General features: G+C 64.6%; 15 protein-coding genes. 8 read left to right on the forward strand and 7 right to left on the reverse strand.

What is annotated here, in order from left to right:
• Positions 1-145: 145 nt before the first annotated feature.
• Entirely contained in the window at positions 146-877 is a 732-nt protein-coding gene (locus NKH54_RS15540; RefSeq protein ID WP_023747823.1) for a DUF2270 domain-containing protein, read from the forward strand.
• 37 nt (positions 878-914) lie between these two features.
• Here NKH54_RS15540 and NKH54_RS15545 read toward each other — a convergent pair whose 3' ends face one another.
• Positions 915-1259 carry a PQ-loop domain-containing transporter gene (locus NKH54_RS15545; RefSeq protein WP_023673886.1) on the reverse strand — a complete coding sequence of 115 codons (345 nt, stop codon included), beginning with the start codon at positions 1257-1259 and terminating at the stop codon, positions 915-917.
• 284 nt (positions 1260-1543) lie between these two features.
• Here NKH54_RS15545 and NKH54_RS15550 point away from each other — a divergent pair, with 284 nt between their 5' ends.
• Positions 1544-1849, forward strand: a complete 306-nt coding sequence (locus NKH54_RS15550; protein ID WP_023689804.1) for a hypothetical protein — start codon at positions 1544-1546, stop codon at positions 1847-1849.
• A gap of 52 nt (positions 1850-1901) precedes the next feature.
• On the opposite strand, the gene NKH54_RS15555 is transcribed toward NKH54_RS15550, so the two are convergent.
• Both NKH54_RS15555 and NKH54_RS15560 read right to left on the reverse strand, forming a co-directional pair.
• Entirely contained in the window at positions 1902-2534 is a 633-nt protein-coding gene (locus NKH54_RS15555; protein WP_023742416.1) for a Vgb family protein, read from the reverse strand.
• Positions 2535-2563: 29 nt separating this feature from the next.
• Positions 2564-3784 carry a hypothetical protein gene (locus NKH54_RS15560; protein WP_023685490.1) on the reverse strand — a complete coding sequence of 407 codons (1221 nt, stop codon included), beginning with the start codon at positions 3782-3784 and terminating at the stop codon, positions 2564-2566.
• A 389-nt stretch (positions 3785-4173) separates the two neighbouring features.
• On the opposite strand from NKH54_RS15560, the gene NKH54_RS15565 reads away from it, so the two are divergent.
• The 3 genes from NKH54_RS15565 to NKH54_RS15575 all read left to right on the forward strand — a co-directional run bounded on the left by NKH54_RS15565 (position 4174) and on the right by NKH54_RS15575 (position 6338).
• A complete protein-coding gene (locus tag NKH54_RS15565; protein WP_023695474.1) occupies positions 4174-4926 on the forward strand; it encodes a DUF899 domain-containing protein in 753 nt (250 codons plus the stop codon).
• An 86-nt stretch (positions 4927-5012) separates the two neighbouring features.
• A complete protein-coding gene (locus NKH54_RS15570) occupies positions 5013-5285 on the forward strand; it encodes a hypothetical protein (RefSeq protein ID WP_353028514.1) in 273 nt (90 codons plus the stop codon).
• A 48-nt stretch (positions 5286-5333) separates the two neighbouring features.
• Positions 5334-6338 carry a zinc-dependent alcohol dehydrogenase family protein gene (locus tag NKH54_RS15575; RefSeq protein ID WP_023672529.1) on the forward strand — a complete coding sequence of 335 codons (1005 nt, stop codon included), beginning with the start codon at positions 5334-5336 and terminating at the stop codon, positions 6336-6338.
• A gap of 18 nt (positions 6339-6356) precedes the next feature.
• Here the strand turns inward: NKH54_RS15575 and NKH54_RS15580 are convergent, their stop codons facing one another.
• The 3 genes from NKH54_RS15580 to NKH54_RS15590 form a co-directional block, all read right to left on the reverse strand.
• Positions 6357-8219: an ATP-binding cassette domain-containing protein gene (locus tag NKH54_RS15580; RefSeq protein ID WP_081726142.1), complete on the reverse strand. Its 1863-nt coding sequence runs from the start codon at positions 8217-8219 to the stop codon at positions 6357-6359.
• A gap of 71 nt (positions 8220-8290) precedes the next feature.
• Positions 8291-9436: a sugar ABC transporter substrate-binding protein gene (locus NKH54_RS15585; RefSeq protein ID WP_353028515.1), complete on the reverse strand. Its 1146-nt coding sequence runs from the start codon at positions 9434-9436 to the stop codon at positions 8291-8293.
• Between the two features lie 158 nt (positions 9437-9594).
• Positions 9595-10251, reverse strand: coding sequence for an SGNH/GDSL hydrolase family protein (locus NKH54_RS15590; protein WP_353028516.1), 657 nt, complete (start codon positions 10249-10251; stop codon positions 9595-9597).
• Positions 10252-10417: 166 nt separating this feature from the next.
• Between NKH54_RS15590 and NKH54_RS15595 the strand changes: the two genes are divergently transcribed.
• From NKH54_RS15595 to NKH54_RS15605, 3 genes are all read left to right on the forward strand, one after another.
• Positions 10418-11653 (forward strand): ROK family protein, encoded by a 1236-nt coding sequence (locus NKH54_RS15595; protein ID WP_353028517.1) that lies wholly within the window; start codon positions 10418-10420, stop codon positions 11651-11653.
• Positions 11654-11895: 242 nt separating this feature from the next.
• Positions 11896-14445 (forward strand): caspase family protein, encoded by a 2550-nt coding sequence (locus NKH54_RS15600; protein WP_353028518.1) that lies wholly within the window; start codon positions 11896-11898, stop codon positions 14443-14445.
• A 14-nt stretch (positions 14446-14459) separates the two neighbouring features.
• A complete protein-coding gene (locus NKH54_RS15605; protein ID WP_352537524.1) occupies positions 14460-14768 on the forward strand; it encodes a hypothetical protein in 309 nt (102 codons plus the stop codon).
• A 24-nt stretch (positions 14769-14792) separates the two neighbouring features.
• On the opposite strand, the gene NKH54_RS15610 is transcribed toward NKH54_RS15605, so the two are convergent.
• Entirely contained in the window at positions 14793-15155 is a 363-nt protein-coding gene (locus tag NKH54_RS15610) for a hypothetical protein (RefSeq protein WP_353028519.1), read from the reverse strand.
• Between the last annotated feature and the right edge of the window lie 97 nt (positions 15156-15252).

The raw sequence follows: 15252 nt of genomic DNA on the forward strand, positions 1-15252 counted from the left end.
TCGCATAACAGGCCTATCTGACTGCGGATAAACCGCCGAGACCCGGGCCGGCGACGGAACATTTTCAACCGATTGCGCGTTGCGCAGATGGGGATGACCGGCGTCGTTTCGGCCGGCCATGGCGTTGGGAGGCGCATGGCAAGGGATGTCCCAGGTCAAGACCGTGAAAACCGACGAAGCGGCTGCAGCGCCGCGGGCGTCTGATGCGTTCGCGCTGAAGCTCACCTCATCGGAATTCGTGGCCACCATGTCGCATTTCCACCGCGCCGAAATCGCCCGCATGGCCGGCTGGCGCGACCGGCTGGACCGTACCAGCAACTGGGCGATTACTGTCGTCGCCGCCATGCTCTCAGTCTCACTCTCGACGCCCAGCGCCCATCACGGGGTGCTGCTCTTTGCCATGCTGCTGACCACGCTGCTGCTATGGATCGAGGCGCGGCGCTATCGTTTCTTCGACGTCTACCGGGCCAGGGTGCGCCAGTTCGAGCGCTATTATTTCGCGCAGATCTTCTCGCCGCAGCCCGACTACGCCTCCAACTGGCTGGCCATCGTCGGCGAAGGCCTGCGTTCGCCGCGCTTCCTGATCTCGCAACGCGCGGCGTTGGTGCGCCGGCTGCGCCGCAACTACATTTTCATGTACACGATCCTGATGCTGGCGTGGGTGCTGAAGATCACGACGCCCAGTCTGCAGCGCGAAGGGTCGCCGATAGGCTTGGGCGCGTCATTTCTCGACGCCGCGCGCGTGGCGCAGCTCGGCCCGGTTCCAGGCATCTATGTCGCGTGCATGGTCGGGCTGTTCTATGTCGGCCTGCTCGCAGCCGCTTTCCTCATCTCAAGCGACGATGGCGAGCTTTCGCATGGCACCGTGCATGTCTGAGAGCGGCCTCGAAAAGCGCAATCTGCCGCGGTGATCTTCAGCAGACATTGTCGACCATCAGAGCGGTCGCTTCCGACCGGCTTGCGGCTTCCTCAACTGGAAGCCGTGCGCGATGGCGCTTGTAGGCGGTGAGCGCGATGACCAGCACGCAGCATACGGCGTTCAGCCAGTTGATCGCCGCCAGAGCGGGATCGTTCAGATTGATGTGGGCGTAGAGTCCCGTCGTGGCGTTGGCGCCTGTCCACAACAGCCAGGTCGCGTAGGAAATCGCCGACGCCCCGTGCCTGTCCCGGGCCACCCGCACGATCTGCGGCAGGTAGGACACCACGCGCAAGCCATTGAAAATAGTGAAGAGATAAAAAGACAGATCAGCAAGTGTCATCCGAAACCCCTGTCATGGCCGGACGTCCCATAGCGTTCCTTGCAGTGGCGGCATGTGAGCCCGTTCACATGCCGGCTTCGATTTTCCTGTTGCGGCCCGGCACCCGGATTCTTTCGCCATGTGGGCGTTCGCCGTGAGCCAGCCCGACGAGGTCGACATGAACCAGATCCAGTTTCGGCCGACGGCGCGGGAGTACTAAACAGATCTCGTGCTTGGGCAAAGTTCGGGTTGACCGCTGCCAAGAGCGCGGCGACTATCCCTGCAACGTGCAGGAGGACATGAGAATGGACGAACCCGATCGCTGGCGGCACATGGCGAGCGCGCCCAAGGACGGCAGCCGCATCCTGGTCACGGTCAGGCCATCGGAGCAGGGGCCGGCCGAGGTCGACCTCGCTTACTGGTCGCGCGCCGACCAGTTCGGCACGGAGGGCTGGCGCTCTTCCGATTCGTCGCCAGGACGGGTGATCGAATACCCCGAACCGGAGTTGAAATGCTGGATGCCGCTGCCGACGGCCAATCTGAGCCGGGCTTCAATGCCAAGTCCGTGGCAAGGCGAAGACGTCCCGCTGCTCGACGGCTCCGGGATATGATCTCGGCGGGATGACCGTAGGAAATACGCTGCCGGCCCAATACTTGACGGCCTTACTTCGGCCGACGCACCGATCGCACCATGCCGCCGGGGCCGCTGCCGCAAAAGAAGCGGTCGCCGCCGTCGGATTCGAGCCCGGAAACGCCCGCCCCCGCCGGCATGTCGAGCCGTTCCAGCACCTTGCCAGTTTGCGGATCGACGCGCCGGACATCGCTCTGGTCGCCTTCCCAGGTGCCGTGCCAGAGCTCGCCATCGACCCAGGTGACTCCGGTGACGAAGCGGTTTGAGTCGATGGTGCGCAGGATTTTCCCGGTCTCGGGATCGATCTGGTGGATCTTGCGCTCCCGGTTCTGCCCCACCCAGAGCGTGCCCTCGGCCCAGGTCATGCCGGAATCGCGGCCGCCGCCGGGCGCCGGGATGGTGGAGAGCACCTTGCCGGTATCGGGGTCGATCTTCTGGATGCGGTCCCCGGCGAGCTGGAACAGATGCCGGCCGTCATAGGCGGTGCCGGCATGTGCCGCGACATCGATCGAGCGCAGCGTCTCGCCGCTTGCCGGATCGAAGGCGGTCAGCCGCTCGCCCGTCGCAAACCAGACATTCTGTCCGTCGAAGCTCACGCCGTGCACGGTGTCGACATCAGGAAAGGGCCCGTATTCGCGCAGGATTTCCGCTGCTGAATGTTTCATGTCCTGGTCCTCGATCATGGTCACCTTTCCTAGCCGTTCGGCAGCGGCGACGGGAGTAACAAGGTGGTCGTGAAACCAGCGACCGGGGGCGTCATCCAGCGCCGCGCCCGGCCGTGGCCGAAGGACTGCACTTTGCCGGTCTCGGCCAACTGCTCGAGCGCCCGCTGTACGCTGCGCTGTCCGGCGCCCAGCGCCAGCGCCAACGCCGAGCTGGCCCAGGATTCACCATCGGCCAGGAAGGCCAGCACCGCGGCGTGCCGCTCCTCGATCGGCCGCGCCAGCACCGCCACGGAGCCTGCTTCGCGCGGCTTTAGCGCAAAGCCCTGGCTGGTCGCGCCGATGCCCGCCAGCGGCCGCAATTCGGCGCGCAGCCGGCCGATCTCGACCCGCAGCCTGGCGCGATGCGATTCATCGGCATGCCGGCCGCCAAAGGCGCGGGCAATCAGCGTCGCCCTCGGCACATCCGCCGGCCAGGCTTCGGCAAGCGCGCGCGCCAGCGCAAACAGCACCGGCCGCGTTGCCAGCGAGATCGTTGTTTCCTGCTTGTGCACGATATAGCGGAACGTATCGACGACCAGCGCGCGCGACGCCTGCAGCGCCTCGACCTCTTCGAGCAACAGCGGATGCTCCTCGCCGCCTGCGATCAGCCGCGCCGCCGGCGTCTCCAGCGCCAGGAAGGCGCTGTCGACCTCCGCCATGAGACCCGGAATGCCGGCCCGGCGGGCGGCATGGCGCGCCCACTCAAGGGCTGCGCGCGCGGCCTTCGTCTTCAGGCGCCGCATGGCGATGCCGGCAACCGCGAGTTCATGCGCGGCGCGTGAGGCCGGCGGAAGCGGCGACGGATCGAGCCCAGCCAGCACGTCTTCAGCCTCGTCGAGGCGGCCGATCAGCAGCAGGCGGCGCACTTTGAGATGCCCGGCATGCGCCGCGTTCAGCCGGTCGCCATGCTTTTCCAATGTCGACCGCGCCGCGTCGAGCGCCTTGGACGGCCAGCCGAGATCACGCGAAACAAGTGCGATCTCGGCTTCGGCGACAACGCACCTGGCGCGCGCCACCGCCTCCTTTGGACCGAAGGCACGGCCGGCCCTACGCAACAGTACTTTGGCGCGATCGAAATCGCCGAGCTGCGCCATGGCAATGCCGCGCAACGCCAGCGCCGGGGCATCCTCGCGCAAGGCGACGCGGTCGAGTGCCGCCAGCGGATTGCCCGCCGCCAGCGCCAGCCCTGCCGCGGTGATCAGCGAGTCCATGCAAATCCCGTCACATTTGTAACTCCCACCGCTCCCCTTATCGGCCCTAACTTAAGTCACCACCGCCAAGCAGCAAGCCGCGGACGGCGACCTAGCCATCTGGACTGGTTGAAGACGCCCAGGCCTGCGTTGACGGCAATATTCGCATTCGCTAGCCTGAGCATCTCAGACAGTCGTGTTAAGCTTCTCAATAAGGAAAAACCGACCATGCCTGCTTCCGAGGACTTCGAGCCCACCGTGCGGCCTCGCCACCCCTGCTGCGGTGGCCCGCCTGCAAATGCCGTCACATTTGTAACTCCGCCCTCGCCGCCTCGCGGCCCTAGCCTGCCTCACGATCAACAGGCAACGACAAGCCACAACGGCTCAACAACTGGCAAAGGAAACAAGCAATGACCAAGCACGTGGCAATGAAGACCCCACCGGTCGTTTCAAGGCAAGAATGGGAAGCCGAGCGCGAAAAGATGCTGGTGAAGGAAAAGGCAACGATGCGCGCCAGGGACGCGCTGTCGGCCGAGCGCCGGCGCATGCCATGGATGGAAGTAGACAAGGCTTATGTGTTTGAGGGTCCCAACGGCAAAGCGAGCCTGCTCGATTTGTTCGAGGGCCGGCGGCAGTTGATCGTCTACCGCGCCTTCTACGAACCCGGCGTCCACGGCTGGCCCGAACATGCCTGCCGCGGCTGTTCGCTCGGCGCCGACCAGGTCGGCCATCTCGCCCATCTGAACGCCCGCAACACCACGCTTGCCTATGCCTCCCGCGCGCCGCAGGCCGACATTGCCAGCTTGAAGCAGCGGATGGGTTGGGAGATGCCCTGGTACACAATCACCGACAGTTTCGACAAGGATTTCGGCGTCGACGAATGGCACGGCCACAACGTGTTCATCCAGGACGGCAAGAAAGTCTATCGCACCTACTTCATCAACAACCGCGGCGACGAGCAGATGGGCACGGTCTGGAGCTACCTCGACGCAACGCCGCTCGGCCGCCAGGAAATCTGGGAGGATTCGCCCGAAGGCTATCCGCAGACCGAGCTCTACAGCTGGTGGAACTGGCACGACAATTACGACGCCGCACCCGACAAGACGTGGGAGGAAGTGTCGGCGGCCGGCGAAGCCGCGTTCCGCAACAAGGACGGCAAGTAAGGACCTGGAGCGGCGCCCATCCAGCTTGGTTTCCTGTCCCTCACGGGACAGGAAACCCGGGCATTGATCATCAAGGGATTATGACCATGAGCGATATCGGCACAGGCACCGGCAGTGAGGTCCCTCAATGCTCCGATGCAGTTTCTCTCCGCACCGCCGAGTGGCTATGCCTCGCCGCGGCCCCTGTTTTCGCCGTGATGGCGCTGCTCACCTGCATTCACGCTGGCGACGGCGTCATGTCGTGCCTGGGGGCCGATGCCTCCCCGCTCACCGGCATGCCGCTGATGTATCTCTTGATGAGCGCCGTCCATCTGGCGCCTTGGCTGCGCGTGATTTCCGGCCGGCCGGTCCGGCGATAGGCTGGACCGCCGCCGCCATGCTAACGCTCTTTACGTCGGAGAGAGACTATGAAGCTGGTCAGGCTGAGAGCGCCGGGCGGGTTGGACAAGCTCGACCTGGTCGAGGTGGATCAGCCCCGGCCTGGGCCGGGAGAAATGCTGGTCAGGATTCGCGCCTGCGCGCTGAACATGCGCGACGATTTCGCCGTACAAGGCAAGGTGCCGCTCGCCGAAGGCCGCGTGCCGCTGTCGGATGGCGCCGGCGAGGTGATCGCGATCGGTGACGGCGTCGACACGTTCAAGCCGGGCGACAGCGTCGTCAGTGTTTTCTACCCCTGGTGGCTGGCCGGCGACATGAGATCCGATACAAGCCGCGACATTCCCGGAGACAGTTTCGACGGCTTCGCCAGCGAGTATGTGTGCATGCCGGCGCACGCATTCACCAGGGCGCCGGCGGGCTATACGCATCTCGAGGCGGCAACGCTGACCTGCACGGGCGTCACCGCCTGGCGCGGGCTGGTGACATGCGGCAAGGTAAAGCCCGGCGACACGGTGCTGATCCTTGGCACCGGCAGCGTGTCATTGTTTGCGCTGCAATTTGCCAAGGCCGCCGGCGCAAGGGTCATCGCCACCTCGTCCGATGAAGGGAAGCTGGAGAAGCTCAGACGACTCGGGGCCGACAGCGTCATCAACTACAAGGCGGTGCCGCAGTGGGGCGGCAGGGCCAGGGAACTGACGGACGGACGCGGCGTCGATCATGTGATCGAGGTCGGCGGACCGGCGACGCTGGCGCAGTCGATAGCGGCCTGCCGGACAGGCGGGCATATCGCACTCATCGGCGTCCTGACCGGCTTTGCAGCAGAAGTTTCAATCCCGGCGCTGTTTTCAAACCAGATCCGCATCAGCGGAATTTCCATCGGCAGCAAAGCCGACCAGCAGGACATGATCCGTGCGATAGAGGTCAACCGCCTGAAGCCTGTCATCGACAGCAGCTTTCCACTGCAGGATATCGCCGCCGCCTTCAGGCACTACGAAGCGCAAAGGCATTTCGGCAAGGTCTGCCTCGAGCTTTAGATCCTGCGATCGGCATTCCTACCCAGCGGCGGGCGCCAGCGTCCCGCTTGCCATCAGGCCCCAGAGCTGATCGGCGGTCAGCTGTTTGGCCGAGCCGTCGTAAGCCACCCTGCCGAGGCTGAGCACGACGATCCTGTCGGCCAGCGCCCTGACCGTCGACAGGTCGTGCGTGACCAGGATGACGCCGGTGCCGCTGGCGGCGATCGAACGGATCAGCTTGACGACCTGCGCGGTCTGCTTGACGCCGAGCGCGGCGGTAGGCTCGTCGAGGCAGATCAGCTTGACGTGATCGGCAAGCGCGCGGGCAATGGCGATGGACTGCCGCTGGCCGCCCGACAGCGAGCGCACCAGAACGTTTTCGTCGCGAAGCGTGACGCCCAGCGCGGCAAGCCGGGCACGACACTGCTCGGCGGCCTTTCGGTCGTCGCGAACCGGGAAGACACCGAGCCAACGCCGCGTTTCCTCACGCCCGAGGATCATATTGTGGGCGACGCTGAGGTTCGGGCAGAGCGCCAAATCCTGATAGACGGTCTCCAGGCCGGCGCCGCGTGCATCCTGCGGGCTCCTGAAGGAAATCGGCTGGCCCTCGAGGGTCATCGCGCCGGCATCGGGCTGGATGGCGCCCGAAATAATCTTCACCAGCGTCGACTTGCCGGCGCCATTGTCGCCGAGCAGACAGACGATCTCGCCTTTGCCGACCGTGAAACTCGCCTCTTCCAATGCCGTCAGCGCGCCGTAGGATTTGCGGGCGCCGGCAATCGAGAATGCCGGACCTTGCGGGGCCTCTCCATTGCCCTCCGTCACGGCAGGGCCGGCCGAGGCGACGGCACCATTGTCCGCCACCGTGAAGTTGGTCGCGGCGGCCCGAGCGCGCCGGCCGCGAAAACCGATCGCAGCCTGGTCGGCCACCAACGCCAGCAACAGCATGCTTCCCACCGAAATGGATTGCCACCATGATTGCAGGCCGACGAAGATCAGTCCTGCATTGAGGATGCCGATGGTGGCAACGCCGATGGCGATGCCGAGCGGCCGGCCGGAGCCGCCGGAAAAAGCGACGCCGCCAAGGATCGCGGCGGTGAGCACGTCGAGCTCGAAGCGAACGCCGATGGTCGGCGTGATGCTGCCGAGACGACCGGCGATCAGAACCGAGACCAGGCCGATCAGCAAGCCATTGGCGGCGTAGAGGCCAACCACCGTGCGCCCCACCGGAATGCCGCAGAGTTCGGCTGCGCGCGGGTCGCCGCCTATGGCGTAGAGCCTCAAGCCGGTGACCGTGCTGGTCAAGATAAAGGCTCCGATGACAAAGACAGATGCGGCGATGATCACGGTGTACTGGATGCCGAAGATCTTGCCCCGCCCCAATTCGAGCAGAGCCTCGGGAAAACCATAGACCGCGGTGCTGGAGACGACGAAGGCAAGGCCGCCATAGAGCGCCAGCATCGCCAGCGTGACGATCAACGGCGAGATGCTCAGCCTGCGCACCAGCAGACCGTTGAGCAGACCGAGCAAAAGGCCGAGACCCAGGCCGACGCAGATTGCCAGCGGCGCGCTCTGCGTCGCCACCGCAACCTTGGCAGTGATGATGCCGATCAAGGCGACCATGCTGCCGATGGAGAGGTCGACATAGCCGGCGATCAGCAGCGCGGAGGTGCCGAGCACGGCGATCAGGATCGAGGTCGAGTTGACGCCGATGACGACGAAATTGTCGAGGCTGAAGAACGATTTGTTCAACAGCGAGAAGGCGATGATCAAGCCCAGCGCGACCAGCGCCAGCCCGATGCGGCCAGACGCTTCGCCCGGCGCCTTGACGCCCGGCAGCAAGGATGAAAACCGGCCCGTTTGCAGCGGTGTCGTCCCCGTTCGAAGGCTGTCTGTGCTCATGCTTGCCTCTCACTGAAGCGGGCGGTTTCAGGTCAGGCTGAACCGCCCGTATCGCGCGGGAAAAACAGGCGCTACTTTGCCTCGGATGACCAGGGGAAATTCACATACTGGTCGCGCGTATCGTAGCAGATGTTGCCGTACATCCTGAGATAGATATCGCGGCGCTTCGGGTCCTTGTAGACCGCGGCCGGGTCGGCGACATCGGCCTCGTACTGGGCCATGTAGTCGCTGGTCAGCGCCACGGGCAGGATATCCATCGCCTGCGGGATGCTCTTGCCCTCCAGCCAGTCGGCCGCGTGCTGGCCCATGGCATAAGCGAAGACCGGCGACGCCAGGCTGATGCTTGCCTTGTAGGGACCGCCGCCTTTCTTGATCGCGGCGACTGCCTCCGGTTCGCCGTCGATGCCGCCAAGGAACTGGTCCGGCCGCGCCTTGCCCGCCGCTTCCAGGGCAGCCAGCGCGCCGAGCACGACCGTGTCGGCGCCGAGCACGACATCGACGTCGGGATGGGCCTGGAGAATGGTGCTCATCGTGGCAAAGCCGCCTTCCTTGTTGACGGGATTGGGTGAGATGTCGGCGACGATGGTGACATCAGGCATGGCCTTGAAGATGTCGCGCATGGCGGCAAAGCGCGGCGCCAGGAATTCCATGCTGTCATGGGACAGGATGACGACATTGGCCTTGCCGCCGAGCTTGTCCTTTATGTAGGCTGCGGCCGCTTCGGCCAGCACCTTGCCGGTCTCGTATTGCGGCGCATTGAGCAGCGACGTGGCTGGCGGCGGCACGATGGTGCCGACATAGGCGCCCGACCAGATAAGCTCCTGCAGGCTGCGGCTCATGGAGGCCGGGTCCACAGGCGCCGCCACCAGACCGCCGATCTTGGAGGCGAGAAACAATTGCACCTGCTCGACCCCCTTGGCGGCGTCATTGTTGGCAAGCGCGCGGCGATATCCCAGCCCGCGATCCTTGGCGGCGGCGGCCAGGCCGCGGTCGACGCCCTGCATGAATTCACGCTCGTTATCCTGCGCGAAGGCCAGCACCTTGTTCAGGCCGGGCGGTGGGCTGCAGGCCGGCGCCTTCGGATCGAACGGCGCAAATACCGCCGGCTTGGTGAGCCCGGCCGGGCCGTCCTGCGCGCTTGCCAGGACGGTACCGCCCGCGAGCACAGCGGCAACGCCGAGCAGCGTCGCCAGCATCATGTTCCTGTCAGATCGCATTTTACTTCCTCCCTGTCGTTGATTGTTGCCGCGCTTCGTAAGCCTCGCGGTCGCTACTCTTCCCAGTCTCCCCAGATACCCACCTTCCCGCTTGCAAGTCAAAAGTTTTTCCAGTGGAATTAATTAATCAGAGATAGTCGGGTGGCTCGCTCACTCGATCACGCCTTGGCGATCAGCGACTGGACGGCTTTGGCCAATTCCGTGCCGAGCACGCGATGCGCGTCGCTGTCGAGGTGAATGCCGTCTACCGCGCTCGATTCGACGACGTCGCCGGCGTTGAAGAAGGCGGCGCCGGCGCGCCGGGCGGCATCGCGGAACAGGCCGGCAAAGTGCATCGACTTTGCGGCGCCGCCCAGGAACATCTGGCCGAACCAGTCGACCTCCAGCATCGGCGGCGGCGCAACAATCAGGACCGCGGGCGCCACGCCCGCGGGGCCAGCTTCGCTGCGCAGGACAATTCTGGCCAAAATCTCAATGGAATCAGCGACGTCAATCGGCGTTACCGAGAACCTATGCTTGAGATCGTTGGTGCCGAGCATCAGGATGACGAGGTCGAGCGGCATATGCGTTTCCAGGCACACCGGGAGCGATTTGAGCCCGTTCTTGTGGAGACCTTCGATCGGATCGTCGTGCACGGTGGTGCGCCCGCCCTGCCCTTCTTCGATCACATCCCATCCGTTGCCGAGCTGGCGGCGCATGATGCCCGGCCAGCGGCGGTCGGGCGTGAAGCGGTGCCGTCCGACGCGGGCCAGGGTGGGAATGGCGCCATAGGTATTGGAATCGCCAAAGCACATGATGGTCCGGGTCTGCGTCACGGCATTGCTCCTCCAGGCTTACATACTTTGAACGACAGCAGGCCGGCTGGCGTCAACTACATTTTTCCATCGGGTGGATTTAAGTGTTGCCTTGCCAGGCCCGCATTGCTACGTCAGCGCTTTGATCGGCTCGCCTTGCGGCCAAACTCCTTGCGCAGGGGAAAGCGTGACCGGCACCAGCTTCTTCAGTCTCGAAAAGATCGCCGAAGGCCGCAGCGGCGGAACCACGCAGGCCGAGAGCCGCGTCTACAACGAACGCCTGATCGTCTCGCTGATCCGCCGGCACGGCCAGCTGGCAAAGACCGATTTGACGCGGCTGACCGGGCTGGCCGCGCAAACTATCACCACCATCGTCAACCGCGCCGCCGACAACAAGCTGCTGCTGCGCCTGGAGCCTTTGCGCGGACGGCTGGGGCAACCCTCGGTTCCCTTTGCGTTGAACCCGAAAGCCGCCTATGCCTTCGGCCTCAAGGTCGATCATCGCAGCGCCGATGTCGCGCTGGTCAATTTCGTCGGCGACGTGATCGCGTTCGAACGCACGCTGTTCGACTATCCGACGCCCGTCGAGGTGATGAAATTCGCCAAGGGCGCCATCGCGCGCATGTGCCGCAAGCACAGATCGATAGAAAAAGACCGCATCGCGGGTCTTGGCATCGCCTCGCCATTCCATCAGTGGAACCTGAGCGAAGAGGGCGCGGTGCCGGCGAGCAGGCTGGATGCCTGGAGGGAAATCGACATTCGCGCCGAACTGGACCGGGCGTTCGACTGGCCGGTGTTCCTCTACAACGACGCCACGGTGTCGGCCGCGGCCGAACTGATGTTTGGCGCCGGCGGATCGCGCGCCGACTTTCTCTATGCCTATGTCGGGCACTTCATTGGCGGCGGCCTGGTGCTCGATCATCACTTGTTCCCCGGCCGCAACAAGCTGGCCGGGGCGCTGGGCGACATGCCGGTGCCCGCGCCGGGGCGCAAGGGCGACCGGATGACCCCGTTGCTGCGCGTCGCTTCGCTGCATTCGCTGGCCGGCAAGCTCAACGACCAGGACAATGGGGACGAGGGCGCCGGCCGCATCTGGTCGTCGCCCGACGACTGGGGCGACCTTGGAGAGCCGCTCACCGCGTGGATCGATGAGGTTTCGGACGGGCTTGCCTATGCCGCCCGCAGTGCCGTTGCCTTGCTCGACATCGACAATGTGGTGATCGACGGCGCCATACCGAATGGCGTGCGCAAGGAGATCGCCAAGGCCATGCGCAGAAAGCTGGCACGGATCCTTGTCGATCGCCCCGAGCCGTTCTCCGTCATCGAGGGGACGTTTGGCCATCTCGGCCCCGTTATCGGCGGCGCCAGCATTCCGTTGCTGGTGAAATATTCGAACGACAAGGAACTGCTCTTCAAGGAATAGGCGCGCAGCCGCCGGCACCAGGCATTCCCCAAACAGCGAACTGTGAGACTTGTCACATACCTGCTCGTGAAGCGCGTGCTACTTGCACCCTGCGGTCGGTCGACGCCGAAAGAAATCGCCTGCCATGGTCTGGCGGTGACTGGCCTTTCACTTTATGCTGTGGCAGGTTGCATACTCTCAACGGACCTTGATGCCGCAAGCGGTGTTCTCGTCGGCGTCAGGCCGCGACCAGGAGTTTTGTCATGCTCCGACTTTGCGGATTCATCGCGGCCTTCATCCTTGCCGGCCTCACAAGCTTTGAGGCCTGCGCCGATCGAAGGGTCGCGCTCGTCATCGGCAATTCCGATTATCGCGACATCCCGGCGCTGAAGAACCCGGCCAAGGATGCCCAGGACGTATCGGCCACGTTCCGGCTGGCGGGCTTCGAGGTTTTCGTCGCCGAGAATCTCACCAAGCAGCAGTTCGAAGGCCAGTTCCGGGACTATCTGGCCGCCGCCGACGGCGCCGATCTCGCCGTCGTCTACTATTCCGGGCACGGCTTTCAGATCGGTGGCGAGAATTTCCTGATACCGGTCGACGCCTCGTTGAAGAAGGCGGCCGATATCGAGGTCCAGGCCATCAAGCTCAACGACGTGCTGGAGCAGTTGCGCTCGAAGTCGAAGATCCAGGTGATCATCCTCGATGCCTGCCGCAACAACCCCTTCCCGCGCAACAATTACTGGCTGCGCGACCAGCTTGTCACCGCCGGCAATACCGGGCTGGCGCAGGTGCGAAGCTCGCTCAACACGCTGATTGCCTTCGCCACCGAACCAGGCGCGGTCGCCTATGACGGTAGCGGCGACCTCAGCCCGTTTTCATTGGCCTTTTCGCGGCGCGCGCTGGCGCCGAACCAGGAGATCCGAACGGTCATGTCGGCGGTGCGCCGCGATGTCGTGCAGGCCACCAACGGCATGCAGGTGCCCTGGGAAAATTCGTCGCTGATCGACGACGTGGTGCTGGTGCGCCGCAACAATCGGCCTTCGCTGCCGCCAGTGCTGGAGAAGGTGGTGCTGTCGGGGGTCGGCCCCGTCGCCCTCGGCCTGCCGGAGCCGGTCGATGTCGATGGCGGCGCCATCACCGTCAGCATCGAGAGGCCACCCGCAATGGGCCGTTTGATGCTGGACGGCAGAGATGTCGCGGTGGGCGAACCGATCGCGGGCAAGGACCTGCCACGCCTGCAGATGGATGTCCCCAAAGGGACCGCGACGCAGGACGAGGTGGATATGCTGGCCTATGCCACGCACGACAATTGGGGCGGCGGAAGCCAGGGCATATTGGTGTTCCGCGTCAAGAGCGGCGAAGGTGCGGCGGGTCAGCAGATCATGGCTTCGCTCGAGGCCGAGCAGAAGCAGCAGGTGCTGGATCGCGGCATCCACATCACCGGCGCTGCCGAAGCGATCGAGAACCGCAAGCTTGATATTCCCGTCGGCGTCGGCCCGGTCGCGCTCAATCTGGATTTCCCCACCGACGATCCGGCGGTCAGCCTGAAGGTCTCGGGGTATCCGGCAACGGGAACGCTGTCGTTGCCTGATCGAACCTTGTCGCCGCAATCCAGCCTTCTGGCCGGTGAAGTCGACCATCTCCGTTACGAGCCGCAGATCGGCGCCGGCGCGCCGGTCGAGGTCGGCTTCGAAATCCGGGCCGACAGCAGCTCGGCTAAGCCGGCGACAATGAAGCTGTCGCCGACGGTCGATGCCTGCGATACCGCCGCCGGCGAGCCTCTCGACCTGCAAGGGGTGGTGCCCGGCCTGCTGCCGAACGAGATCGGCGCCGGTGCGGTGGCAGCCTGCGAGGCGGCGGTGAAAACCTATCCAGACGTCGCCCGCTTCCACTACGAGCTCGGCCGCGCGCTGCTTGCGGCCGGCAGGGTCGGCGAGGCCAGGGCAGCCATCGAGCATGCCGCCAAGAAAGGCCATGTGCGCGCCGTCTTCGAACTCGGCTATCTCAACGCAACCGGAACCGGGACGGCCATCGACCGCACCCAGGCCAACGCTCTCTACAAGGCTGCCGCAGACAAGGGCGATCCCTACGGTATGACCTCGTGGGGACGCGCGCTGTTCAATGGCTATGGCGTCAACCGCGATACGGCCAAGGGCCTCGACCTGCTGCTCAAGGCGGCGGCCATGGGGCACACCTATGCCATGAACGATCTTGCCGCCATCTTCACCGAGGGCCGCTACGGCGTGCCTGCCGATCCGGCCCGTGCCGTCGCCTTCCTGCAAGCGGGAGTGCAGCGCCAGGACATGTATTCGATGAACCTGCTCGGCCGCAATTACCTGGCCGGCCAGGGCATCGACAAGGATCCGAAGACGGCGCAGGCGTTGTTCCAGCAGGCCACCGATCTTGGCCAGCCCTACGCTCCGGGCAGCCTCGCCCGCATGTACAGGGACGGCGCCGGTGTGCGCCAGGACCCGGCGGAAGCGCAAAGGCTGTTCGAACTGGCGACCACGCGCGGCGATCCGTCGAGCGCCTATGATCGCGCGGCGCTCGAAATGGCGAAAGGCGACAAGGCCGATCAGGCTGTCGCGGTGCGCTTCCTGGCATTCGCCGTCGCGCTCGATCTGCGCAAGGAGTTGCCGGAAGCCAAAAAGGGCCTGGCGCAGTTCGGCACCAAGCCGAAAACGGCAGCTTTGGACGCGCTGCGTCAGGAGCTCAAGTCGAAGATCCCCCCGTCCGGTTCGCTGGACATGCAACTGGTCAATGCGGCCCGGGGGGTCTGGGAAGAAGCCAATCCGCGTCGGGATTTGTTCTGAACAATAAGGAGGCCATGGTGGGCAAGGCATTCAAGCAGACATTCATCGGGCAGGCATTCATCGGGATAATTCTATCCGGCGTTCTGGCCGGGCTCATGGGCTGCACCTCGGTGTCGCCGATGTTTGAGCCGGCACCGCCGGTGAAACATCGCAAGGTGGTCCGCGTAGCACCTCAGCCAAAGGTGGTCAGATACAAGAAGGCGACCACCGGCAAAGTGATCAAGCCGGCCGAGGAGATCCCGCAAAAGCCGCCCGTGATTCCTTCTCTCGGCGGCAGCGGAGGCGGCGGTGGGGCTGGCGGCGGCGGCGGCGGTTGGGGATGAGATCGTCGACCAAGGGCGCTGCACTCAGCGGCCCCAAAGGGTCTTGCTAAGATCCGCATGAGCCTTGGACAACGTCAAGCCGAAATCGTCCATCCCTGTCGCGGCATCGGTTGGCCAGCGGACAATTCGGCGCAGCGCTGCACGGAAAAGGCAGCGGACGAACGCTGCCAGTGCAGAGGCCACGACCGCCGCCGGATCGAGTCTGCGAGCCGCCAATGCCCGATGGGCCTGTTGTGTTTCGAGATAGCGGGTCAGCGCAATATCGTGACGCGATGGTGCGCCAAGCTCCTGCCGGTCGCGCCCGGGGTCGTCATGCCAGATGGGCCACTCGGTCGGGCCAGGGTGATGCACGGTATCCTCCTGCGAAAAGAGATCCAGTGCGAACAATCTCCTCAAGCGCCGTGAGCAACGCGTGGGAACCTGCGTGATGGAATCGTGAAAAGCGCCTCGGCGGCGGAATAATTGTTGAAATGGACCAAGCTTG

The sequence above is a fragment of the Mesorhizobium sp. M1004 genome (assembly GCF_040318795.1).
Lineage (GTDB): Bacteria > Pseudomonadota > Alphaproteobacteria > Rhizobiales > Rhizobiaceae > Mesorhizobium.

Excerpts from the sequence above, each read along its gene's own strand:
- NKH54_RS15605 (WP_352537524.1), top strand. The coding sequence starts at position 14,460 with ATGGTGGGCAAGGCATTCAAGCAGACATTCATCGGGCAGGCATTCATC.
- NKH54_RS15570 (WP_353028514.1), top strand. The coding sequence starts at position 5,013 with ATGAGCGATATCGGCACAGGCACCGGCAGTGAGGTCCCTCAATGCTCC.
- NKH54_RS15540 (WP_023747823.1), top strand. The coding sequence starts at position 146 with ATGTCCCAGGTCAAGACCGTGAAAACCGACGAAGCGGCTGCAGCGCCG.
- NKH54_RS15565 (WP_023695474.1), top strand. The coding sequence starts at position 4,174 with ATGACCAAGCACGTGGCAATGAAGACCCCACCGGTCGTTTCAAGGCAA.
- NKH54_RS15545 (WP_023673886.1), bottom strand. The coding sequence starts at position 1,259 with ATGACACTTGCTGATCTGTCTTTTTATCTCTTCACTATTTTCAATGGC.
- NKH54_RS15555 (WP_023742416.1), bottom strand. The coding sequence starts at position 2,534 with ATGAAACATTCAGCAGCGGAAATCCTGCGCGAATACGGGCCCTTTCCT.
- NKH54_RS15600 (WP_353028518.1), top strand. The coding sequence starts at position 11,896 with ATGCTCCGACTTTGCGGATTCATCGCGGCCTTCATCCTTGCCGGCCTC.
- NKH54_RS15550 (WP_023689804.1), top strand. The coding sequence starts at position 1,544 with ATGGACGAACCCGATCGCTGGCGGCACATGGCGAGCGCGCCCAAGGAC.
- NKH54_RS15560 (WP_023685490.1), bottom strand. The coding sequence starts at position 3,784 with ATGGACTCGCTGATCACCGCGGCAGGGCTGGCGCTGGCGGCGGGCAAT.
- NKH54_RS15585 (WP_353028515.1), bottom strand. The coding sequence starts at position 9,436 with ATGCGATCTGACAGGAACATGATGCTGGCGACGCTGCTCGGCGTTGCC.
- NKH54_RS15575 (WP_023672529.1), top strand. The coding sequence starts at position 5,334 with ATGAAGCTGGTCAGGCTGAGAGCGCCGGGCGGGTTGGACAAGCTCGAC.
- NKH54_RS15580 (WP_081726142.1), bottom strand. The coding sequence starts at position 8,219 with ATGAGCACAGACAGCCTTCGAACGGGGACGACACCGCTGCAAACGGGC.